Source organism: Rhodobacter capsulatus SB 1003 (assembly GCF_000021865.1).
GTDB classification, from domain to species: domain Bacteria; phylum Pseudomonadota; class Alphaproteobacteria; order Rhodobacterales; family Rhodobacteraceae; genus Rhodobacter; species Rhodobacter capsulatus_B.
Genome location: NC_014034.1, coordinates 3,338,434 through 3,359,719 on the forward strand (window position 1 = coordinate 3,338,434; position 21,286 = coordinate 3,359,719).

The 21,286-nt window shown below is 65.6% G+C and carries 20 protein-coding genes and 1 pseudogene; 7 read left to right on the forward strand and 14 right to left on the reverse strand.

Annotation, left to right across the window (positions count from 1 at the left end; translation table 11 throughout):
• Window positions 1-152: 152 nt before the first annotated feature.
• Entirely contained in the window at window positions 153-359 is a 207-nt protein-coding gene (locus RCAP_RS15525; protein ID WP_013068838.1) for a cold-shock protein, read from the reverse strand.
• A 184-nt stretch (window positions 360-543) separates the two neighbouring features.
• The gene (gene rimO, locus RCAP_RS15530; RefSeq protein ID WP_013068839.1) at window positions 544-1,938 is read right to left on the reverse strand and encodes a 30S ribosomal protein S12 methylthiotransferase RimO; all 1,395 of its coding nucleotides are present in this window, start codon (window positions 1,936-1,938) and stop codon (window positions 544-546) included.
• Window positions 1,939-2,031: 93 nt separating this feature from the next.
• Here rimO and RCAP_RS15535 point away from each other — a divergent pair, with 93 nt between their 5' ends.
• The gene (locus tag RCAP_RS15535; RefSeq protein ID WP_013068840.1) at window positions 2,032-3,774 is read left to right on the forward strand and encodes a hypothetical protein; all 1,743 of its coding nucleotides are present in this window, start codon (window positions 2,032-2,034) and stop codon (window positions 3,772-3,774) included.
• Window positions 3,775-3,823: 49 nt separating this feature from the next.
• Here the strand turns inward: RCAP_RS15535 and RCAP_RS15540 are convergent.
• The 3 genes and pseudogenes from RCAP_RS15540 to RCAP_RS15550 form a co-directional block, all read right to left on the reverse strand.
• Window positions 3,824-4,150, reverse strand: a pseudogene (locus RCAP_RS15540) (GcrA family cell cycle regulator); the annotation flags it as partial.
• A complete protein-coding gene (locus tag RCAP_RS15545; protein ID WP_013068842.1) occupies window positions 4,054-4,593 on the reverse strand; it encodes an Lrp/AsnC family transcriptional regulator in 540 nt (179 codons plus the stop codon). The gene RCAP_RS15545 and the pseudogene RCAP_RS15540, both read right to left, overlap by 97 nt.
• Window positions 4,594-4,597: 4 nt before the next feature.
• Window positions 4,598-5,881, reverse strand: coding sequence for a 4-aminobutyrate--2-oxoglutarate transaminase (locus RCAP_RS15550; protein WP_013068843.1), 1,284 nt, complete (start codon window positions 5,879-5,881; stop codon window positions 4,598-4,600).
• Window positions 5,882-5,992: 111 nt separating this feature from the next.
• Between RCAP_RS15550 and RCAP_RS15555 the strand changes: the two genes are divergently transcribed.
• The 3 genes from RCAP_RS15555 to RCAP_RS15565 all read left to right on the forward strand — a co-directional run bounded on the left by RCAP_RS15555 (window position 5,993) and on the right by RCAP_RS15565 (window position 8,091).
• Window positions 5,993-6,814 (forward strand): MerR family transcriptional regulator, encoded by an 822-nt coding sequence (locus RCAP_RS15555; protein WP_013068844.1) that lies wholly within the window; start codon window positions 5,993-5,995, stop codon window positions 6,812-6,814.
• A gap of 98 nt (window positions 6,815-6,912) precedes the next feature.
• On the forward strand, window positions 6,913-7,326 hold the full coding sequence (locus RCAP_RS15560) for an META domain-containing protein (RefSeq protein WP_013068845.1): 414 nt from the start codon (window positions 6,913-6,915) through the stop codon (window positions 7,324-7,326).
• Window positions 7,327-7,365: 39 nt separating this feature from the next.
• Window positions 7,366-8,091 carry a rhomboid family intramembrane serine protease gene (locus RCAP_RS15565; RefSeq protein ID WP_013068846.1) on the forward strand — a complete coding sequence of 242 codons (726 nt, stop codon included), beginning with the start codon at window positions 7,366-7,368 and terminating at the stop codon, window positions 8,089-8,091.
• Here RCAP_RS15565 and RCAP_RS15570 read toward each other — a convergent pair.
• From RCAP_RS15570 to pyk, 8 genes are all read right to left on the reverse strand, one after another.
• Window positions 8,088-9,689, reverse strand: coding sequence for a GMC family oxidoreductase (locus RCAP_RS15570; protein WP_013068847.1), 1,602 nt, complete (start codon window positions 9,687-9,689; stop codon window positions 8,088-8,090). The genes RCAP_RS15565 and RCAP_RS15570 overlap by 4 nt on opposite strands.
• 63 nt (window positions 9,690-9,752) lie before the next feature.
• A complete protein-coding gene (pheT, locus tag RCAP_RS15575) occupies window positions 9,753-12,173 on the reverse strand; it encodes a phenylalanine--tRNA ligase subunit beta (RefSeq protein ID WP_013068848.1) in 2,421 nt (806 codons plus the stop codon).
• Between the two features lie 61 nt (window positions 12,174-12,234).
• Complete coding sequence (locus RCAP_RS19430; RefSeq protein WP_131618327.1) at window positions 12,235-12,951, reverse strand: hypothetical protein; 717 nt, start codon at window positions 12,949-12,951, stop codon at window positions 12,235-12,237.
• 41 nt (window positions 12,952-12,992) lie between these two features.
• Entirely contained in the window at window positions 12,993-14,075 is a 1,083-nt protein-coding gene (gene pheS, locus RCAP_RS15580) for a phenylalanine--tRNA ligase subunit alpha (RefSeq protein WP_013068850.1), read from the reverse strand.
• 124 nt (window positions 14,076-14,199) lie between these two features.
• Complete coding sequence (gene rplT, locus RCAP_RS15585; protein WP_013068851.1) at window positions 14,200-14,565, reverse strand: 50S ribosomal protein L20; 366 nt, start codon at window positions 14,563-14,565, stop codon at window positions 14,200-14,202.
• Between the two features lie 16 nt (window positions 14,566-14,581).
• Complete coding sequence (gene rpmI / locus RCAP_RS15590; RefSeq protein WP_013068852.1) at window positions 14,582-14,782, reverse strand: 50S ribosomal protein L35; 201 nt, start codon at window positions 14,780-14,782, stop codon at window positions 14,582-14,584.
• Window positions 14,783-14,896: 114 nt separating this feature from the next.
• Window positions 14,897-15,127, reverse strand: a complete 231-nt coding sequence (locus tag RCAP_RS15595; RefSeq protein ID WP_013068853.1) for a hypothetical protein — start codon at window positions 15,125-15,127, stop codon at window positions 14,897-14,899.
• 29 nt (window positions 15,128-15,156) lie between these two features.
• Window positions 15,157-16,602, reverse strand: coding sequence for a pyruvate kinase (pyk, locus tag RCAP_RS15600; RefSeq protein WP_013068854.1), 1,446 nt, complete (start codon window positions 16,600-16,602; stop codon window positions 15,157-15,159).
• A 133-nt stretch (window positions 16,603-16,735) separates the two neighbouring features.
• Between pyk and RCAP_RS15605 the strand changes: the two genes are divergently transcribed.
• The 3 genes from RCAP_RS15605 to RCAP_RS15615 all read left to right on the forward strand — a co-directional run bounded on the left by RCAP_RS15605 (window position 16,736) and on the right by RCAP_RS15615 (window position 20,347).
• Window positions 16,736-17,482, forward strand: coding sequence for an N-formylglutamate amidohydrolase (locus RCAP_RS15605; protein WP_013068855.1), 747 nt, complete (start codon window positions 16,736-16,738; stop codon window positions 17,480-17,482).
• Between the two features lie 123 nt (window positions 17,483-17,605).
• Window positions 17,606-19,798 carry a calcium-binding protein gene (locus RCAP_RS15610; RefSeq protein WP_013068856.1) on the forward strand — a complete coding sequence of 731 codons (2,193 nt, stop codon included), beginning with the start codon at window positions 17,606-17,608 and terminating at the stop codon, window positions 19,796-19,798.
• A 165-nt stretch (window positions 19,799-19,963) separates the two neighbouring features.
• Complete coding sequence (locus RCAP_RS15615) at window positions 19,964-20,347, forward strand: hypothetical protein (protein WP_148214859.1); 384 nt, start codon at window positions 19,964-19,966, stop codon at window positions 20,345-20,347.
• A gap of 71 nt (window positions 20,348-20,418) precedes the next feature.
• On the opposite strand, the gene RCAP_RS15620 is transcribed toward RCAP_RS15615, so the two are convergent.
• Window positions 20,419-21,279 (reverse strand): D-amino-acid transaminase, encoded by an 861-nt coding sequence (locus tag RCAP_RS15620; protein ID WP_013068858.1) that lies wholly within the window; start codon window positions 21,277-21,279, stop codon window positions 20,419-20,421.
• Window positions 21,280-21,286: the final 7 nt, after the last annotated feature.

The following is a 21,286-nucleotide window of genomic DNA, read 5'->3' on the forward strand; positions in this document are numbered from 1 at the left end:
AGACCTCTGCGGATGACAGGCTGACCGGATCCGCCGGGCGGCGCAAGGGGCGGTTCCTTCGGGGACCGCCCTTTTCATTCCGGCAGTTCCCTCTGGCCAAATGAAAAGCGGCCCCCAAAGGAGCCGCTTTCCGAAATCCCGTGCGCACAGGCTCAGGCGATGGCGAGGTTGATCGCCGATTCGCGGCCATCGCGGCCTTTTTCCAGATCGTAGTTGATCGCTTGGCCGTCATTCAGGCCACGCAGACCGGCACGTTCCACGGCCGAGATGTGGACGAACACGTCCTTGCCGCCCGATTCCGGCGCGATGAAGCCGAAGCCTTTGGTTTGGTTGAACCATTTCACGGTGCCCTTGGCCATCCGTTGTCTCCTTCTGTATGCCGCCCGCAGGATTGCGGCGGCCCGGCTCAGTCACGTCACGATCGAGAACTGTAGCCGCAAAGGGAGCAGGTCGTCGAAAAGGCGCGGTGCGCAGGGCTAGGATATGAGGCCTTCGCCCCCACATTGCAAGAAAATTGCGCGTGGGGGTGGCGCGGCAAAAAGCCTATTGCACACGCCCCCAAAGGTCGTAATCCGACGCTTCCTCGACTTCGACCGTCACCATGTCGCCCGGCGACAGGTCTTCGAATCCCTCGTCGATGAACAGATTGCCGTCGATTTCGGGCGCATCGGCGCGGGTGCGGCAGGTCGCCCCCTCGTCATCCACCGCATCGACCAGCACCTGTTGCACGGTGCCGACCTTGGCCGCCAGCTTCGCCTCGGAAATCGCCTGCGCGGCCTCCATGAAGCGTTCCCAGCGTTCCTGCTTCACTTCCGCAGGCACATGGTCGGGCAAATCGTTCGACCGCGCGCCCTTGACGTTTTCATACTGGAAGCAGCCGACACGATCGAGCTGCGCCTCGGCCATCCAGTCGAGCAGATACTGGAATTCCGCCTCGGTCTCGCCGGGATAGCCGACGATGAAGGTCGAACGCAGCACGATCTCGGGGCAATCGGCACGCCAGGCGGCGATTTCATCCAGCGTCTTCGCAGAAGCCGCGGGCCGGGCCATGCGCTTGAGCGTTTCCGGATGGGCATGCTGGAACGGGATGTCGAGGTAAGGCAGCACAAGCCCATCCGCCATCAGGGGAATCAGCTCGCGCACATGCGGATAGGGATAGACGTAATGCAGCCGCACCCAGGCGCCCGAGGGCTGGGCAAGCTTGCCCAGCTCGCGCGTCAGATCCGTGATATGCGCGCGGACCTCGGCGCCTTTCCAGGCCGTCGCCTCGTGCCGCCGATCCAGCCCATAAGCCGAGGTGTCCTGGCTGATCACCAGCAGCTCCCGCACCCCCGCCTCGAGCAGCTTTTCCGCCTCGCGCAGCACCGCATGGGCCGGGCGGCTGACCAGTTTGCCGCGCATGTCGGGGATGATGCAGAACTTGCAGGCGTGATTGCAGCCCTCGGAGATCTTCAGATAGCTGAAATGCCGCGGCGTCAGCTTGATGCCGGTCGCGGGCAGCAGATCGACAAAGGGATCGGGTTTCGGCGGCACCGCCCCATGCACCGCATCGAGCACCTGTTCGTATTGCTCGGGCCCGGTGACGGCCAGCACCTTGGGATGCACGCCGGTGATGAACTCGGGCTCGGCGCCCAGACAGCCGGTGACGATCACCTTGCCATTCTCGCTCAGCGCCTCGCCGATGGCTTCCAGGCTTTCGGCCTTGGCACTGTCCAGAAAGCCGCAGGTGTTCACGATCACCGCATCGGCGCCCTGATAGCTGGGCGAGATCGCATAGCCCTCGGCCCGCAGCCGGGTCAGGATGCGTTCGCTGTCCACCAGCGCCTTGGGGCAGCCCAGCGAGACCATGCCGATCGTCGGCTGGCCCGGGCGGGGGGTGTCGGTGACAAGCGCTTTCGGCGCAAGATCGGGGCGGAGGTTGGGCGGGTTCTGGCTCATGGGGGCGATATACACCGCCTTGGGGGGCCGCGGGAAGCGCCTTGCGCGACAGGGGAGGGTTGCGCAGGATGGCGGGGTATTGGAGGTGCCGGGATGGCCGACGGGGATTTGAGCGAAGCGTTTGCGTGGGCGGAGGAGCGGCTAAGGCGAGAGCTTTGGCCGCGGGAAAAGCAGTTTATTGCGACGGGCGGATATGCCTGGCCTGATGGTTTCAAACACTCGAACCGGGAACGTCCGAAGACCGACGACGATAGCAATAGGTTCGATGCAAGGCTGATCCGCTGGCTGCTGACACAGGAAATCCCCGGCATCGTCTGTCGTCCCGAAGGGGTGACGGTCATGGGGCTCTGGATCGAAGAAACCCTGAGCCTCGGCTTCGTGGATTGCGAGCGGGCAATCAACGCGAGCAACTGCACCTTTCAGGAAGCTCCTGTCCTGCGAAACGCACAGCTGAACGGGCTCTATCTGACCGGCACGGCCCTGCCCGGCTTCAATGCCGTCAGGCTGACCTGCAACGGACCGATTCACCTGGACACAGGCTTCACGGCAAATGCTTGCGTTCAGCTGGGCGGAAGCAGAATCACCGGGCACGTTTATTGCAGAGGCGGCCACTTCGCGTCGAAGAAGGGCCCTGCCCTCAACCTCAGTTCCGCCGAGATCGGCGCAGATGTATTCTTGAACGATGGTTTTACCGCGCATGGCGCAGTGAAGCTCGTGCGTGTCCAGATCGTGGGGCAACTCACCTGCGATGACGGCAAGTTCGAAGCGACAGACGGCCTCTCCTTGAATTGCAACGCCGCCGTGATCGGCGCGGATGTGTTCTTGCGGAACAAGTTCAATGCGACGGGAAGAGTGGACTTCGCCCGCGCGCAAGTGACGGGAAATCTGCGGTGCCAATCGGCCCATTTCAACGGCGCATTCAACGCAGAGGGCGCCAAGATCGAGGGGGGCTTCTTCTGGGAGAATGTCTCCGGCAAGGTCGTCGTTCTCGATCTGACCGAAACCAGCGTTGAAAGATTGAATGACGATTCCGGCTCCTGGGCAAAAGTGAAAACGCCCAAACTCTCCGGCTTTCGCTTCGACTCCATTCAAAGCGACATGACGGTGCAGGATCGCCTGAACCTTCTGGGGCGGAAATCGGAGCGGACAATCTCCTGCCCATTCCAGATGACCCGAAGACGCAACGATTTCGACCCGCAACCCTACAGCCAGCTGGCCAAGGTCTATGACGCCATGGGCCATCGCAGGGATGCGGCCAAGGTGCGTTACGCGCGGGATGAACGGCTCATGTGGGCTACATTTTTCCGGGCGTTGGCGCCGCCGAAACCGGATACGTTCGGGCAAGGCCTGGCGTTTGTCTCATTGGTTTGGGGATGTGGTTACCGCGTCACCTTCGGTTACGGCCATGCCCCGTTCAAGGCGCTGCGCACAGCGCTGTTGATCCTTGCTGCTACCGTGTGGCTGGCCAATGCCACCTATCAGCGCGGGGAAATGGCCCCGGCCAATGTCGATATCCTCCTGTCCGACGACTGGAAAGACGCGATCAAGAACGGATGCCCCTCCATCCAGACGGCCAGTTGCACGATGCCGCTGCGGCTGTGGGAGAATACACCCGCCGGACAGGACTACGAGGCTTTCTCCCCCTGCATCTATGCGCTCGATCTGTTCCTGCCGCTCGGCACACTCGCCCAGAAGGATTCGTGGGCGCCCTCGAAAGACCGCGGCGCATTCGGCTGGACGCTGCACTATTGCCGCTGGATCATTCAGCTTTCCGGCTGGTTGCTCATTGCCACCGCCGCAGCCGTGTTCTCGGGGGTTCTGGGGAAGAAGGACTGAAACGAAAAGGGCGCCCGCAGGCGCCCTGTTTCATCCCCTGTTCCGGCCTTCAGCGCCGCCGATCCCGGCGCGCCGACATCGGCTGGAAGGCCACCGAGACATGCGCCTCGCAATAGGGTTTTCCGGCCGAGCTCGGCAGGCCGCAGAAATAGAAATTCTCGGTCGCCGGATCGCCGATCGGCCATTTGCAGGTCCGCTCGGTCAGCTCCATCAGCGAGATCTTGCGCGAGCGCTTTTCGACCTCGCGGACCGAGGCCAGCGTCTCGGGGCTGATCTCGTTCAGCGAGGGTTGCGGCGGCAGCGGCTGGCCCGCGGGCACCAGCGCGGGCTTGCGCACGACACCCAGCACCGGGGCAGCCGCGGCCGCGGGTTGCGGCAGGACAGCTGCAGATTGGTTTCCGTCCGCCCCACGCCCTCAAGGCGGCGGATCGACAGGATCGTCTCGTCCAGCTCTTCCAGCGAGCGGGCGCCGATTTCCGCGATCAGATCCCACTGCCCGTTCGTCGTATGCACCGCCTGCACCGGCGGCAGGCCGAGCAGGCGGGCGATCACCTTTTCGGTCGCCCGCCCGTCGATGTTCAGCATCATCATCCCCCGCACCGGCGCGGCAGAGACATCGGCGCGCGTCATCACGGTAAAGCCCGAGATTTCGCCGCGCGCCACCAGCCGCTCGATCCGCGCGCGCACGGTGGCACGCGACAGACCAAGCTGCACCGCCAGATCCGACACCGCGGCCCGGCCGTCGCGGCGAAGCGCCGCGATCAGCCGTTGGTCGGTGTCATCCAGACGCTCTGCCCCGCGGGCGGGTTCGCCCCACATGGCCTCAGCCCTTCGCGGCGAGGATCGAGGCTTCGAGGATGTCCAGCGCCTCGTCAAAGACCGCGTCCTGGATGGTCAGCGGGGCGAGGAAACGGATGACGTTGCCGTAAACGCCGCAGGTGAGCAGGATCAGACCGCGCTTCAGCGCCTCTTCGCGGACGCGGTTGGTCATCTCCGGGTTCGGCGTGTCACTGCCCGCGACGTTGAACTCGACCGCGTTCATGAAGCCCGGGCCGCGGATGTCGATGATCTCCGGCACGCTGTCCTGCAGCGCCGCCAGACGCTGTTTCAGCCGCGCGCCCAGACGCTCGGCACGGGCGCAGAGCTGCTCGTCCTCGATCACGTCAAGAACGGCATGCGCCGCGGCCACGGCAATCGGCGCCCCGGCATAGGTGCCGCCAAGGCCGCCCGGGTTCGGGCTGTCCATGATGTCGGCGCGGCCGGTCACCGCCGAGATCGGGAAGCCGCCGCCCAGCCCCTTGGCCATGGTGGTGATATCGGCGGCAACCCCGTGATGTTCCATCGCAAAGAGCTTGCCGGTGCGGGCAAAGCCGGTCTGCACCTCGTCGGCGATCAGGACGATGCCGTTCTTGTCGGCGATCTCGCGCAGTTTGCGCATGAAGCCCTCGGGCACCGGGTAGAAGCCGCCCTCGCCCTGCACCGGCTCGACGATGATCGCGGCGACGCGGGCGGGTTCGATATCGGCCTTGAACAGACGCTCCAGCGCCGCCACGGCGTCCTCGCCCGTCACGCCATGCAGCGGGCAGGGGAAGGGCAGGTGCCAGACGTCGTTCATCATCGGGCCGAAGCCGGCCTTGTAGGGCTGCACCTTGCCGGTCAGCGTCATGCCCATGAAGGTGCGGCCGTGGAAACCGCCCGCAAAGGCGACGATCCCGGCGCGGCCGGTGTAGTGGCGGGCAATCTTGATCGCGTTTTCAACGGCTTCGGCGCCGGTGGTGGCGAAGATCGTCTTCTTCGCAAAGTCACCGGGCACGGCGGCGTTCAGACGCTCGGCCAGGATGACGTAGTTTTCGTAAGGCACGACCTGATGGCAGGTGTGGGTGAAGGCATCGAGCTGCGCCTTGACCGCCTCGATCACCCGCGGGTGACGGTGGCCGGTGTTCACCACGGCGATGCCCGCGGCGAAGTCGATGTAACGGGTGCCGTTCTTGTCCCAGATTTCCGCGTTCTCGGCGCGTTCGGCATAGATCTGCGTCGTCACGCCAACGCCCTTGGCGATGGCGGCGGCACGGCGGGCGGACAGGTCGGGCGAGGTTTGCACGGTCATGAAGGGGCTCCGATTCGAGATATCTCATCCTCTCACTTTACATTTTTTCTGCAAGAAAATTCTTGGCAAGATCGGTGACAAAGGCCATCCTGCGCCTGTAAGGCAGGGAAAATGACCGAGTCGCATGCAGATACGCCCGAGGAAGAACCGCTGTTTCGGGTGACCGAGGCCGCGCGGGCGGCGGGCGTGGCCTCCTCCACGCTGCGGCTGTGGGAGACGCAGGGGCTGATTGCACCGCAACGCCGGGCCTCGGGGCAGCGGCTGTATTCGGCGGCCGATGTGGCGCGGCTGCAGCGCATCGCCTATCTGCGCCGCGAGGCCGGGCTGAACCCCGCCGCGATCCGCGCGACGCTGGAAGCCGAAAGCGACGCCCCCGCGCCCCCCGCGATCACCAACGAACCGCTGGGCATGGCGCTGCGGGCGCTGCGGCAAAACCGCGGCGAGACGCTGGAGACGGTGGCGCAGGCGCTGGGGGTCTCTGCCTCGGCGCTCTCGACGCTGGAACGCACCGGGGCGGGGGTCAGCTTCAAGACGCTGGCGGATCTGGCGCAATATTACGGCACCACCGTGTCGCGGCTTTCCGGGCAGGAGGAGGTCGGCCAACCCGTGGTGCGCGCGGGCGCGGCGCGGGTCTGGCCGATGCCGGTCGAGGGCGTGCGGGTCGAGGTTCTGGCCGAGGGGCGGCGGCAGATGGATTGCCACCGCTTCATCCTTGCCCCCGGCGCGGCGTCGGAGGGCGGCTATGGCCACGAGGGCGAGGAATTCATCACCGTGCTGGAGGGTCGTTTTCGTCTGACGCTGGACGGCACCGAGCTGCACGAATTGGGCGTCGGCGACAGCATCTATTTCGAAAGCCGCCGCCCGCATGCCTGGGCCAATGCCGCCGACGGGCGCACCGTGGTGATCTGGGTCAACACGCCGCCGACCTTCTGACACCCGACCTTCTGACACCGCCGAAAGCCACACCTTTGCGTGATGCCCTTGCGGGGATCGCGCGCCGCGGTCACTCTGACCGAAACACCGGAGGTCCCATGCGCGTCGCCGTTCTTGCCCTTGCCCTGATCGCCCTTGCCGCCTGCAAGGAGGACGCGACCGCCCCGGCCGATCCGCTGGCCCTGATCGGCACCGGAACCGAATGGACCGTCACCGAAATCGCGGGCACCGCCGTGCCCGCCGCAGTCAAGGTCACCCTGCTGTCCCCCGAGCCGGGGATGCTCGCGGGCACCTCCGGCTGCAACCGCTATGCGGGCCGCATCGAGACCCGCGAGGGCGCGTTGCATGTGGGCGCCCTGGCCGGAACCCGGATGATGTGCCCCCCCGACCAGATGCAGGTGGAACAGGCCTTCCATTCGACCATCGGCACGGTGACGGCCTTGCGGCAGGCCGGTCCGGCGCTGGACTTCACCGATGCGACGGGCAAGGTCGTTCTGCGCGCCACCCGCTAGAGGCTTGACGCAATCCCCGTCTTCGGGAAGGCTGGGCCGATGTTCCCGATCCGCGACCATAACCCCTCGACCCGCACCCCCTGGGTGGTGCGCGGGCTGATCGTGCTGAATGTGCTGATCTATGTGCTGACGGCCGACTGGGGCGGGCGGATGTTCGGGCTGTGGCAATGGGGCGCGCTTTACCCCGGGGCGATCAGCCACGGCGTCTGGCTGCACGGGCTTCTCACCCACATGTTCCTGCATGCCGGGATCATGCACATCCTTGGCAACATGTTGTTTTTATGGGTCTTTGGCGACAATCTGGAAGATCAGCTCGGCCATCTCGGCTTTCTCGTCTTCTACCTGCTGGGCGGGCTCGCGGCGGCGGGCGCACAGATCGCGGGCGATCCGTTCAGCGATGTGCCGATGGTCGGTGCCTCGGGCGCGATCGCCGCGGTGATGGGCGGCTATCTGCTGCTTTTCCCGAAGGCGCGGGTCGACATCCTGTTCATTTTCTTCATCGTCTACAAGATCTTCACCATCCGCGCCTGGATCGTGCTGGGCTTCTGGTTCGCGGTGCAGCTGTTGAATTCGCTCGGCGGCTCGGCCGATGGCGTCGCCTATTGGGCGCATGCGGGCGGCTTCATCGCCGGGCTGGTGCTGATGGCGCCGCATTTCCTGCGCCTCGGCGGGCCGCTCTTCTGGCGCGCGCACGGCGGGCTGCCGCCGAACCCTTCGATCGACTATGTGACCAGCCGCGTGCCAGTGGTGAAACGGCGCCGCTAGCGCCCCCGGATCATCGCAGCCGCGCGTTCGGCGATCATGATGGTGGGCGCATTGGTGTTGCCGCCAATGAGGCTGGGCATGACCGAGGCATCTACGACCCGCAGCCCCTCGATCCCGCGCACCCGAAGTTGCGGATCCACCACCGCTATCGCATCGGTGCCCATGCGGCAGGTGCCGACCGGGTGATAGATCGTGTCGGCGCGCGCGCGGATATCGGCCATCAGCCCGGCCTCTGACCCGTCATGCGGATAAAGCCTGTCGCCCCGCCAGGGCGCCAGGGCCGCCGCGCCCACGATCTCTTCCAGCATCCGCGCCGCCCGCAGCATCAGGGCTTCGTCGCGCGGATCGGCCAGAAAGGCCGGGTCGATCAAGGGCGCCTTGCGCGGGTTCTTCGACGCCAGCCGCACCGTCCCCCGCGATTGCGGCCGCAGCACGCAGATATGCGCCGACCAGCCGTCCGCGACATGCAGCTTGCGCATGTGGGCATCGACAATGCCGACGACGAAATGGATCTGCAGATCGGGCACCGTGACCCCGGGCGCAGAGCGCAAAAACGCCCCCCCCTCGGCCATGGGCGAGGCGAAGAGCCCCTCGCCATGCCGCATCCAGCCGCCCGCGGCCCTGGCCAGCCGCCACAGCCCGCGCGGATTGAGCCCCACGACATCGCGGCGGGGCGAAAAATGCGAAATCGTGTAATCCAGATGGTCCTGCAGGTTTGCCCCCACCCCGGGCAGATCCTGCACGACATCAATGCCCAGATCGCGCAGATGCGCCCCCGGCCCGATACCCGAGAGCATCAGAAGCTGCGGCGAGCCGAAAGCGCCTGCCGAGAGGATCACCTCCCGCGCCGCCTCCAGCCGCAGCCGGTGCCGCCCCTGCCGCACCAGCGCCCCGGTGGCGCGCCCCTCGGAAATCAAGACCTTTTCCGCCCGTGCCCCGGTCAGCACGGTCAGATTGGGCCGGTCCATCACCGGATGCAGATAGGCCGCCGCGGCGGAACAGCGCTCGCCCTTTTTCGGACCATCCCAGAATTGCGTGACCTGAAAGGGCGCGGCCCCCTCCTGACACGCGCCGTTGAAGTCGTCGGTTTCCGGGCAGTCCACCGCGCCGCAGGCCTGCACGAAAGCGCGGGTGATCGGCCGCGGGCGGCGCTGATCGCCCACCTGCAACGGGCCATCGGCCCCATGATGCGCGGACGCCCCGCGCATGTTGCGTTCGGATTTCAGAAACCACGGCTGACAGGCGGCCCAGTCCCAGCCCACAGCCCCCTCGGCCGCCCAACGGTCGTAATCCGAGGGATGACCGCGCACATACAGCATCGCATTGATCGCGGACGAGCCGCCCAGCCCCCTGCCCCGCGGCTGAAACCCCCGCCGCCCGTTCAGCCCGGGCTGCGGAACGGTGTGCAGCGCCCAGTTGTGGGCGTAAAGATACCCGGGCACCAGCGCCGCGACCAAGGCAGGCGCCCGCACCAGAATATCCCGCGCCGCATCGCCCGCCTCGACCAGACAGACGCGCGTGGCCGGATTCTCGCTCAGCCGCGCCGCCAGCACCGACCCGGCCGAGCCGCCGCCGAGAATGACATAGTCGAAATGCATCAGGCTCCCCCGTTTCCGAGAGAGCCTAACCGGTTTTTCACATCCGCAAAGCGTGACTTCAGGTCACTTCCGCTGCACGCCGCCGGTGGCCTTGGTGACCTTTTCGACGACCTTGGCCGAAACCGCCTCGATCTCGGCATCGGTCAGGGTCTTGTCGCGCGGCTGCAGCCGAACGCTCAGCGCGATCGACTTCTTGCCCGCGCCCATCTGCTCCTCGGCCTTGGCGCCGGTGAACTGGTCAAAGACCGAAACCGCCTCGATCAGCGCCTTGTCGGCGCCGTAAGCCGCGTTCACCGCCGTCAGCGCCTCGACACCCGCATCGACGACAAAGGCGAAATCGCGCTCGACCGCCTGCAGATCCGACAGCGCCAGCGCAGGCCGGGTCGGGGTCTTGGCTTTCGGGAAGGGCACGGCTTCGATCCAGACGGTGAAGGCGACCGCTGGCCCCTTCACCCCCATCTCGCGCAGCACCTTGGGGTGAACCTCGCCAAAGCTGGCCAGCGCATTCGGCCCCAGCGCGATGGTGCCCGAGCGGCCCGGATGGAACCAGCCCGCCACCTTGCGGTTGATCTGCACCCGCGCGGGGGCGCCGATGGCGGCCAGCACGGCCTCGACATCGGCCTTGGCGTCATAAAGATCGACCGGACGGCGCGAGGCCCAGGGGTCGCGCGGCGCCGAAGCGCCCACGAGCAGCCCCGCCGCCTGCAATGCCTGATCCCCCGGCTCGCCGCCGCTGAAAGCCGGACCAACCTCGAAGAGCGCCAGATCCGCAAAGCCGCGCGCCTGATTGCGCGCCGCCGCCTGCAGAAGCCCCGGCAGCAGATCCGGGCGCAGATGCGTCATCTCCGACGAGATCGGGTTTTCGATCCGCGTCGCCTCAAGCCCGCCACCGAAGAGCGCCGCCGACTTGGCGTCGATGAAGCTGTAGGTCACGCATTCATTGTAGCCCAGCGCCGCAATCGTGCGCCGCGCGGTGCGTTCGCGGGTCTGGATCGGCGTCAGCACCGGACCGGGAACGCCCGTGGTTTCGCGCGCCATCGGACGGCCGACGAGCTTCGTCAAGGACGCAATCCGCGCCACCTCCTCGACCAGATCGGCCTCGCCCAGCACATCGGGCCGCCAGCTGGGCGGGCAGGCCATGTCGCCCTCGAAGGTGAAACCGAGCGCCGTCAGGGTTTCGCGTTGCGTCGCCTCGGGGATCTCCATCCCGACAAGGCTGATGACCCGGGCGGGGTCGAGCTTGTAGGCGCGTTTGGTATCGGGAACGGCGCCGTCCATCACCACATTGGATGCCTCGCCGCCGCAGAGGTCGAGCACCATCTGCGTCGCCAGTTCCAGCCCCGGCAGGGTGAACTCCGGGTCCACGCCACGCTCGAACCGATAGCGCGCATCCGAGTTGATCTTCAGCGCGCGGCCGGTGGTGGCAATGGTGATCGGGTCCCAATAGGCGCTTTCAAGGAAGACATCGACCGTCTCCTCGGTGCAGCCCGAAAGCTCGCCGCCCATGATCCCGGCAAGGCTTTCCGGCTGCGCATCGTCGCAAATCACCATCTGACCGGGGCGCAGGGTGTAGGTCTTGCCATCGAGCGCCAGCAGTTCCTCGCCGCCCTTGGCAGGGACAATCCGCAGGTTCCCCGCCACCTTCGCCGCATCAAACACGTGCAGCGGGCGGTTCAGGTCATAGGTGAAGAAGTTGGTGATATCGACGAGCGCCGAGATCGGCCGCAGCCCGATCGCCCGCAGCCGCGCTTGCAGCCAGTCGGGGCTCGGCCCGTTCTTGACGCCACGGATCAGACGGCCAGCAAAGAGCGGGCAGCCCTTTTCCTTCAGGGTGGCGTCAATCTCCACCTTGATCGGGCTTTCAAACCCGCCCGGCACGGCCTCGATTTCGAGCGGCTTCAACCGACCCAGACCGCGCGCGGCCAGATCACGGGCCACACCGCGCACGCCCAAAGCGTCGGGGCGGTTCGGGGTGATCTTGATGTGGATCATCGGATCGACGGCCTCGGGGCGGTTTTCCGCCAGCCAGTCGATGAATTTGCAGCCGACCTCGGAATTCAGGCTGTCCTCGGGCAGTTCGATGATGCCGTTATGCTCGTCGGACAGCTCCAGCTCGCGTTCCGAGCACATCATGCCGTGGCTTTCAATGCCGCGGATCTTGCCGATGCCAAGCGTGGTGTCGATGCCCGGCACATAATCGCCCGGTTTCGCCAGCACGACGGTGATCCCCGCCCGCGCATTCGGCGCACCGCAAACGATGACCTTTTCGCCCTCGTCGGTCAGCACGCGGCAGACCCGCAGCTTGTCGGCATCGGGGTGCTTTTCGGCGTGCAGCACCTTGGCGATGGTGAAGGGGGCGAGTTTCGCGCCCGGGTTCACCACCTCCTCGACCTCAAGGCCAAGGTCGGTGAGCGCATCGGCGATCTCGGTGACCGAGGCCTCGGTCTCGAGATGGTCTTTCAGCCAGGAGAGGGTGAATTTCATAGGAGTGCTCCCGATTTCATCGCAAGATTAACAAGCCCAACACACGACACAACGATCAAATTTAATTATCTCCGCAGACCACTTTGTTGTTCGCAGTTAAAAAGACGAAAATCCTTCGAACCCGGCAGCCAAAGGCAGCCCCTTTTGACTTCGAAAAAGACAAGGTACCCGTCGAAGCAAAATAATAGAAAATCGAGAACGCAATCGTCAAATAGTATACATAGTTTCTCCAGTCATCCGGCAGATCAGCGGCAGCACCGGGCGCCATTAACTCAAAGAAATCGCACCAAAGGACACCCGATGACAAAAACGTTGCAACCACAAACAAAAATCTGGCAGCATCGAAAACGGCCCTTCTCTTCTCAACCCGAAGAGCATGACTTTCTAGCAAGCGCGCAGACCACTCCTGATCAGATAAAACTCTTGACCCGAATTTAAAACTATTATCCGGCGTCATCGATGCTATAAATTCAGCTATCGAGGCGCAAATTAAGAATATTAATAAAACCTGAATTACATAACCGTAATGCTGAAAAAAGAAAAACAATGATGGGAGGTAAATTTTCAGACTACTCGCATGCTGAAGCCACGCCACAATTCCTGATGCGCCGAATGCCCCCGCCACCCACGAAAATACTTTTCTTGCCGCACCTTTATTCTCACTCTGAAAATTGCTATAAAGTTTGAAGTAAACATAGTGCGTAACGCTTGCTTCATCGGCGAGCCATTCAGCTAGGTTCTTAGTTCTCTGCATCGAATTCGACTTAGTGTCACTCATTTTCCCTCCAAAAAACTCTTGATACAGCCACAATAAGTAACTCACTTACTCAACCCCCCGAACACCGTCGGCAGGTCCAAGGCCGCGAAACCGTAGTGTTTCAGCCAGCGCAGGTCGCTCTCGAAGAACGCCCGCAGATCCGGGATGCCGTATTTCAGCATCGCGATCCGGTCGATGCCGACGCCGAAGGCGAAGCCCTGATATTCGGTCGGATCGATCCCGCCCGCCGCCAGAACCTTGGGGTGCACCATGCCCGAGCCGAGGATTTCCAGCCAGGAATTGCCCTCGCCGATCTTCAGCTGGCCGCCTTCCCAGGAACAGCGGATATCCACCTCGGCCGAGGGTTCGGTGAAGGGGAAGTGGCTGGCGCGGAAACGGAGTTCGACCGAGGGCACCTCGAAGAAGGTCTTGCAGAATTCCTCCAGCACCCATTTCAGGTTCGCCATCGAAATGTCGCGGCCGATCGCCAGACCCTCGACCTGATGGAACATCGGCGCGTGGGTCTGGTCCATGTCCATGCGGTAGACGCGGCCCGGCGCGATCACGCGGATCGGCGCGCCCTTGGCCTGCATGGCGCGGATCTGCACCGGCGAGGTATGGGTGCGCAGCACATGCGGCGGGCGCGGGTCGGCAGCGTCGCGGGCCATGAAGAACGTGTCATGCTCCTGCCGCGCCGGGTGTTCCGGCGCGATGTTGAGCGCGTCGAAATTGTACCAGTCGCTTTCCACCTGCGGGCCTTCGGCGACGGCAAAGCCCATATCGGCGAAAATCGCGGTGACTTCGTCCATGACCTGGCTGACCGGGTGGATCGTGCCCGCCCGGCGCGGACGGCCGGGCAGCGTCACATCAAGCCATTCCGATTTCAGCCGGGCATCCAGCGCCGCATCGGCCAAAGCCTCTTTCTTCGCGCGCAAAGCGGCGTCGATCTCGTCCTTCAGCCGGTTCAAGGCCGCGCCGGTGGTGGTGCGTTCCTCGGGCGTCATTTGCCCCAGTTCACGCATCTTCAGGCTGATCTCGCCCTTCTTGCCAAGGGCAGCCAGACGCAGCTCCTCAAGGCTCGCCTCATCCGCGGCGGCCGCGATGCCTTCGAGATATTTCGCCTTGAGCACATCGAGCGTGGTCATGAGGTCTCTCCTGCAAGTGGGTGCGTCTTGCTAGCCGCCCCCCGGGGTGATTTCAAGCGCCCGAACGCAAAACCCCCGCGACGGCGGCTGCCGCGCGGGGGTTCCGTTTCCCGTGAGTGGGGAATTACGCGGCCGCGGCGGCTTTGGCCTGGGCAACGATGGCCGCAAAGGCCTCGGGCTCGTGGACGGCCAGATCGGCCAGAACCTTGCGGTCCACCTCGATCCCGGCAAGCGCCAGACCGTTGATGAAACGCGAATAGGTCATTTCCAGATCAATCGCGCGCACGGCGGCGTTGATGCGCTGGATCCACAGCGCGCGGAAGTTGCGCTTGCGCTGCTGGCGGTCGCGCGTGGCGTATTGCATCGCCTTGTCGACAGCCTGGGTGGCGGTGCGGAAGTTGCGCGAACGGGCCGAGTAGTAGCCTTTCGCCTTCTTCAGGACTTTCTTGTGCGAGGCGTGAGTGACCTTGCCGGATTTGACGCGGGACATTGTTCAGGCCTCCAGATCAGCGGTTGTAGGGCATGTATTTCTTGACGATCTTCGCGTCCGCATCGGACAGGATCATCGTGCCCGCGCTGTCGCGGATGAACTTGGTCGAACGCTTGATCATGCCGTGGCGTTTGCCGGCCGGACCCGCGATGACCTTGCCGGTCGCCGTGAATTTGAACCGCTTCTTCGCAGCGGATTTGGTCTTCATCTTGGGCATTTTCATCTCCTTTTCGAGAGTGAACGCACGACTCGGCATGCCACTGTTGGCCGGCCGTGCGGGATAGATGCGGGCAGATAGCCGCGGCGGGGGCGATTGGCAAGCGAAAAGCGGCTAGCGGGCCAGGAAACGCGCGATGATCCGGGCGAAGGTTTCGGGGATCTGGCCGGGCGTGTAGCCGCCCGGCTTCGTCGCCATCGCAAACAGGATCAGCCCGCCGCCGATCATCACCGCCAGGGCCGCCGCCCGCGGCGGACGGCTGTCGGCAAAGGCCGAGATCACCGCGGGAACCGCAAAGGCCGAAACAAGGATCCCCAGCACGAGAAACAGATCGCTGTCGAGCATGGCCCCCCCCGGCAAACCTTTGACGAAGGTTACTCCGGGTCGGTGCGGTAGATCAATCTTTCGTCGCAGGGCGCCACGCGCAGGATGTTCGTCGTCCCCTGCACGTTGAAGGGCACCCCGGCGATGACGATGATCTGATGACTTTCATCGGCGAAACCATAGTCGCGCGCGGCGCGGGCGGCATTGACCACGGCTTCCTTGAAGCGGCTGACCTCGTCGCAGCGCACCGCATGCACGCCCCAGTTCAGGCAAAGCTTGCGCAGGGTCTGGGTGATCGGCGAAAGCGCGATCACCGGCACGCGGGGCCGTTCGCGGCAGACCAGCGCGACGGTTTTCCCCGATTGCGTGTAGCAGCAGATGGCGGAGACATCGGTGGTTTCGGCGATCTCGCGCGCGGCGGCGACGATGCCATCGGCCACGGTCTGCCGCTTGGCCGAGCGCGACGCCTCGATGATGTCGCGATAGGTGGGATCGCTTTCGACCGAGCGGGCGACGGCGTTCATCGTCTGCACTGCCTCGACCGGATAGCGCCCGGCGGCGGATTCGGCCGAGAGCATGATCGCATCGGCGCCCTCGTAGATCGCGGTGGCGACGTCGGAGATTTCGGCCCGCGTCGGCATCGGGCTTTCGATCATGCTTTCCAGCATCTGCGTTGCCACGATGACGGGCTTGGCGGCGGCCCGGCACTTGCGGATCAGCCGCTTCTGGATCGGCGGCACGGATTCGACCGGCAGCTCCACCCCCAGATCGCCGCGGGCGACCATGATCCCGTCCGAGACCTTGAGGATCTCGTCAAAGGCGCGTTCGGCCTGCGGCTTCTCGATCTTCGAGAGCACCTGCGCGCGGCCGCGGGCCAGGGCCTTGGCCTCGATCACGTCCTCGGGGCGCTGCACGAAGCTCAGCGCCAGCCAGTCGGCGCCCAGATCGCAGGCGAATTCCAGATCGTCGCGGTCCTTGGCCGAAAGCGCGGCAAGCGGCAGCACCACATCGGGCACGTTCACGCCCTTGCGGTTCGAAATCGTGCCGCCGACGGTGACGATGCAATCGGCGAAATCCGGGCCGCAGGCGGTGACGCGCAGGCGGATCTTGCCGTCATTGACCAGCAGGCGGGCGCCAACTTCCAGCGCGGCGAAAATCTCGGGATGCGGCAGGCAGACCCGGTGGCCGTCGCCCTCGGTCGGGTCGAGATCGAAGCGGAAGGGCTCGCCCTCTTCCAGATCGGCGGCGCCGGCGGCAAAGGTGCCGACGCGCAGCTTCGGGCCCTGCAGATCGGCCAGCACCGCGACCGGACGGCCGGTGTCGGCCTCGATCTGGCGGATGATGTCGTAGCGGACCTTGTGTTCGGCATGGGTGCCGTGGCTCATGTTCAGGCGGAACACGTCGGCACCGGCCTCGAACAGGGCGCGGATGGTCTTGTAATCGGAAGATGCGGGGCCAAGCGTAGCCACGATCTTGACATTGCGAAGGCGTCTCATGCGTCCTCGGGCGTTGGTGTTGCAGTCATTTCGTGGGCCGATCCCAGCTATGGCGCAAAATGTCGCGCAGGGCAACTGGAACACCGGGCCCCGCTGACGTAAATCTGTTGTGAGCGACAAAGGCAAAGAAAGCATGACCGAAGCCTGTCACATTCATGGCGAAACCCGCCCCGGCCGCTGGCTGGTCACCGTCGATCACGCCACCAACCGGGTGCCCGACTGGGTGGGGGGCGGCAGTCTCGGCATTACCCCCGAGGACATGGCCCGCCACATCGCCTGGGACCCGGGCGCGCTGGAGGTGGCCCGGCATCTGGCAGAGGCGCTCGAGAGCCCGCTGATCTGGTCGGATTTCTCGCGGCTCGTCATCGACCCGAACCGCGGCGAGGATGACCCGACGCTGGTGATGCAGCTTTACGACGGCACGATCATTCCGGCCAACCGCCACCTTTCGCCCCCCGCACTGGCGGAGCGGCTGGACCGGCTGCACCGGCCCTATCACGCGGCGCTGGCGCGGCTGGCGGCGCGGCGCGACGATACGGTGATCTGCGCCATCCATTCCTTTACCCCCTGCCTGCGCGGGCGGCCCCCCCGGCCCTGGCAGGTGGGCGTGCTGCACGCGCCCTGCGACACGAGGCTGGCGCTGCCGCTGATTTCGGGCCTGCGCGCCGCGGGGCTTTGCGTCGGCGACAACGAACCCTATTCCGGCCATCTGCGCGGCGACAGCATCGACCGGCATGCGCTGCAGACCGGGCGGCCCAACGTGCTGATCGAGCTGCGCAACGACCTGATCGCAAACGAATCAGGACAGGCGCATTGGGCCGGGGTGCTGGCACCGATCCTGCGGGACGCCCTGAGGGCGGCCGAAACAGTCGCTCCCTGATCGCACCATTGTTGCCGCCGAAAGCGACAATTCCCCGCGGCTTTGCCACTTTCGTTGCCCCTCCCGGGTGGCGGTGTTAGCCGTTCGTTTACGGATTTTCAAAACCAGATCAGGAGCGCAGTCTTGGGCAGCCTCATTCTTCTTTCGCTTTTCCCGGTCCTTCTTGTGGGGCTGGCCATCAACGGGCAGGATGACGACGAGGACGGAGCCGCCGCCCCCGCGCACAAGATCTTCGGCGACGACGACGCCAACGAGATCGAGGGCACCGACGGCCGGGACTTCATCGACGGCGGTCATGGCCATGACACGATCGATGGCGGGCTGGGCAACGACACGCTGCGCGGCAATCTGGGCGCCGACGAGCTGACCGATTTCTTCGGCGCGAACACGCTGCACGGCGGCTACGGCTATGACCATCTGACCGCGCTGGATGCCAAGGGCGGGGCCTCCGACCTGCTCGACGGCGGCGGCAACAATGACACGCTTCTGGGCGATGACGGCGACACGCTGCTGGGTGGCGACGGCACCGATTACTTCCGCGCCTACTGGACGCCGGGCAGCACCGCCCTGACGCTGAGCGACTTCGATCCGGCCGGCGGCGAGCGTTTCTCGATCGAGATCGATGACGCCGTGACCGAGGAGACGGACTTCCACCTCGAGGCCATCGAAGGCGGGGTGAACCTGATCCTCGACGGCGAGACCGTCGCCTGGTTCGAGGGCGGCGACATCGCGGCGCTGGCCCCCGCGGTGACGCTGACCCAGACCGACAGCGACAGCAGCCTGCACCCGACGATCCCGGGCGAGGACGAGACCGGCACCGAGAATGCGGACGATCTGCAGGGCACGGAGGCCGATGACAGCATCGACGGTCTGGCCGGGAACGACACGCTGGACGGTCTGGCGGGGGCCGACACGCTGTCGGGCGGGGCGGATGACGACAGTCTGGACGGCGGCGCCGACAATGACGCGCTGGCGGGCGATGACGGGGCCGACACGCTCGCGGGCGGCGCGGGTGACGACACGCTGGCGGGCGGGGCAGGCAATGACGCGCTGGCGGGCGATGACGGGACCGACAGCCTTGCGGGCGGCGCGGGCGATGACACGCTGGACGGCGGGGCGGGCAATGACGCGCTGGCGGGCGATGACGGGACCGACAGCCTTGCGGGCAGTGCGGGCAATGACACGCTCGACGGCGGCGCCGGGAATGACGCCCTGACCGGCGGCGACGGAACCGACAGCCTTGCGGGCGGCGCGGGCAATGACACGCTCGACGGCGGCGCCGGGGAAGACAGCCTTGACGGCGGCGCAGGCGACGATGCGCTCGCGGCGGGGTCCGGCGACGTGATGACCGGCGGCGCGGGGCGCGATTCCTACGACATCACCTGGAGCCCGGGCGACGCGCCGCTGACGCTCACCGATTACGGCGACCTCACCGGCGCGGCGGCGGGAAGCTTCGAGACGGTGCTGATCCGCGACGAGGCTTTCACCGCCGACATGGAATTCCGGCTCGACACCGTCGAGGGCGGCGTGGTGGCGATCGTCGATGGCGAGACCGTGGCCCTGTTCCGGGGCGCCGATCTTGCGACCCTGTCCGAACACCTGACGCTGCAGGATGCCGCCGACAACAGCTACACGCCGGATCTGCCCACGCCCACGATCCACGGCACCGATGATCCCGACACCCTGACCGGCACCGAGGCCGACGAGGCGATCTATGCCCATCTGGGCGCCGATACGGTGGTGGCGGGCGCGGGCAATGACACCGTCTCGGGCGGCTATGGCGCCGACAGTCTCAACGGTCAGGACGGCAATGACAGCCTCTTGGGCGGGGCGCAGAATGACAGCCTTGACGGCGGGGCGGGCAACGATTCGCTGCTGGGCGAAGACGGCGACGACCGGCTGAGCGACCTGAGCGGCGCGGATCTGCTGGATGGCGGCGCGGGCGACGATCTTGTGATCGCCACCGACGACCCGACCTCGACGGCGGCCGACACGCTGCTGGGCGGCGCGGGCAATGACACGCTGGTCGGCGACCTGCTCGACACGATGACCGGCGGCGCGGGCACGGATGTCTTCACCACCGGCTTCACCGCGACCGAGACCCCCTCGCCCGAGGTCGTCGTGGTGACCGATTTCACCGTCGGCACCGACCGTCTGGTGCTGGAGGACGTGCCCGCGGATGCGGTGATCAGCATCATCGATCGCGACCTGGGGGCCGTGGTCCGGGTCAATGGCGAAGATGCCTTCCGGCTGCACGGCGTTGCCGCCGCCGACATCACGCTCGACATGATCACCGTCAACACCGCCGCGGCCTGAACGGCCGACCGGGACATGGCGCAAGGCCCCGCTCCGGCGGGGCCTTTTCGCTTTCGTGACGGCACCGGCGCCAATCCCCGTCCTAGCGGCGCATGGTTACCAAAGCGTTGACAGTGCCATGCCGATGCCGCGGCGAATCCCTTGCCGACCCCCGGCCGCGCCGTCATGGTTCCGACAGGAACGGAGGATTTCCCGATGCTGGCGCTGTTCATCGCCGTCTCTGCCGCACTGGCGCTTGTGGTCTGGGCCGAATGGCGCGACCCATCCCTGCCGCGCGCGCAAACCGCCGGACGGCCCGCCACCGCAGGGTCCCCCGTCCCGGCGGCCTTCGCCGGGGATCTGCCCCGGATCATCGGCTTCCGCCCGGGCGACGTGATCGAGCTGGAAATCGAGGGCCCCCTGCCCCGCCCCGAAGAGCTGCACTTCGACCAGATCGGACAGGATGCGCGGCTGGTCCTCGACGGCCTGCCCGCGCTGATCTTCGAAGGCGTTCCGGCCCGCACCCTGCGGCCCGCACAGATCCGTTTCCGCAGTCCGCAGGCGGCCTGACCGGCCCGGCGGACGAAAAAGCCCCGGGCAGGGCTGGCCCGGGGCTTTTTATTTTCCGGCGTGCCGGCGGATCAGATCGCCGCCTTGCGCCCTTCTTCCAGATAGATTTCCCGCAGCCGCTTGGCCACCGGGCCGACGGCACCGCCGTTCAGCGCCACGCCATCCACCTCGACGACCGGCATCACGAAGGCCGAAGCCGAGGTGAAGAACGCCTCGTCGGCGGCCTGGGCTTCGGCGATGGTGAAGGGGCGTTCCTCGATCTCCATCTGCGCCTCGGCGGCGTATTTCAAAAGCGAGGCCCGGGTGATGCCGTGCAGGATGTCGTTCGACAGCTCGCGGGTGATGATCTTGCCACCCTTGACGATATAGGTGTTGTTCGACGAGCCCTCGGTCACGAACCCGTCCTCGACGAACCAGGCGTCATGCTTGCCCGCGGCTTCGGCGGCCATCTTCGCCATCGACGGGTAAAGCAGCTGCACCGTCTTGATGTCGCGGCGATGCCAGCGCAGATCCGGGATCGAGACGACCTTGATGCCGGTCTTCGCCTTCGGATCCTCGGCCAGACCCGGCTTCGACTGGGTGTAAAGCACGATCGTCGGCGGCGTCCCCGCGGGCGGGAAGTGGAAATCGCGGTCGCCCGCATTGCCGCGGCTGACCTGCAGATAGATCATGCCATCGACCAGATTGTTGCGCGCGATCAGCTGGCGGTGGATCTCCAGCCACTCTTCGCGGCTCAGGTTGCCGGTCATCTGCAGCTCCGCCATCGAGCGGGCCAGACGGGCCAGATGGCCTTCGAATTCCAGGATCTTGCCCTCAAGAACCGAGGTCACTTCGTAGACGGCATCGCCCATCACGAAGCCACGGTCAAAGATCGAGACCTTGGCCTCTTCCTCGGGCAGATACTCGCCATTCAGGTAAACGGTGCGGCTCATGCGCGTT

Coding starts and splice junctions, on each gene's coding strand:
- RCAP_RS15525 (WP_013068838.1), bottom strand. CDS start 359: ATGGCCAAGGGCACCGTGAAATGGTTCAACCAAACCAAAGGCTTCGGC.
- rimO (WP_013068839.1), bottom strand. CDS start 1,938: ATGAGCCAGAACCCGCCCAACCTCCGCCCCGATCTTGCGCCGAAAGCG.
- RCAP_RS15535 (WP_013068840.1), top strand. CDS start 2,032: ATGGCCGACGGGGATTTGAGCGAAGCGTTTGCGTGGGCGGAGGAGCGG.
- RCAP_RS15545 (WP_013068842.1), bottom strand. CDS start 4,593: ATGTGGGGCGAACCCGCCCGCGGGGCAGAGCGTCTGGATGACACCGAC.
- RCAP_RS15550 (WP_013068843.1), bottom strand. CDS start 5,881: ATGACCGTGCAAACCTCGCCCGACCTGTCCGCCCGCCGTGCCGCCGCC.
- RCAP_RS15555 (WP_013068844.1), top strand. CDS start 5,993: ATGACCGAGTCGCATGCAGATACGCCCGAGGAAGAACCGCTGTTTCGG.
- RCAP_RS15560 (WP_013068845.1), top strand. CDS start 6,913: ATGCGCGTCGCCGTTCTTGCCCTTGCCCTGATCGCCCTTGCCGCCTGC.
- RCAP_RS15565 (WP_013068846.1), top strand. CDS start 7,366: ATGTTCCCGATCCGCGACCATAACCCCTCGACCCGCACCCCCTGGGTG.
- RCAP_RS15570 (WP_013068847.1), bottom strand. CDS start 9,689: ATGCATTTCGACTATGTCATTCTCGGCGGCGGCTCGGCCGGGTCGGTG.
- pheT (WP_013068848.1), bottom strand. CDS start 12,173: ATGAAATTCACCCTCTCCTGGCTGAAAGACCATCTCGAGACCGAGGCC.
- RCAP_RS19430 (WP_131618327.1), bottom strand. CDS start 12,951: ATGAGTGACACTAAGTCGAATTCGATGCAGAGAACTAAGAACCTAGCT.
- pheS (WP_013068850.1), bottom strand. CDS start 14,075: ATGACCACGCTCGATGTGCTCAAGGCGAAATATCTCGAAGGCATCGCG.
- rplT (WP_013068851.1), bottom strand. CDS start 14,565: ATGTCCCGCGTCAAATCCGGCAAGGTCACTCACGCCTCGCACAAGAAA.
- rpmI (WP_013068852.1), bottom strand. CDS start 14,782: ATGCCCAAGATGAAGACCAAATCCGCTGCGAAGAAGCGGTTCAAATTC.
- RCAP_RS15595 (WP_013068853.1), bottom strand. CDS start 15,127: ATGCTCGACAGCGATCTGTTTCTCGTGCTGGGGATCCTTGTTTCGGCC.
- pyk (WP_013068854.1), bottom strand. CDS start 16,602: ATGAGACGCCTTCGCAATGTCAAGATCGTGGCTACGCTTGGCCCCGCA.
- RCAP_RS15605 (WP_013068855.1), top strand. CDS start 16,736: ATGACCGAAGCCTGTCACATTCATGGCGAAACCCGCCCCGGCCGCTGG.
- RCAP_RS15615 (WP_148214859.1), top strand. CDS start 19,964: ATGGTTCCGACAGGAACGGAGGATTTCCCGATGCTGGCGCTGTTCATC.
- RCAP_RS15620 (WP_013068858.1), bottom strand. CDS start 21,279: ATGAGCCGCACCGTTTACCTGAATGGCGAGTATCTGCCCGAGGAAGAG.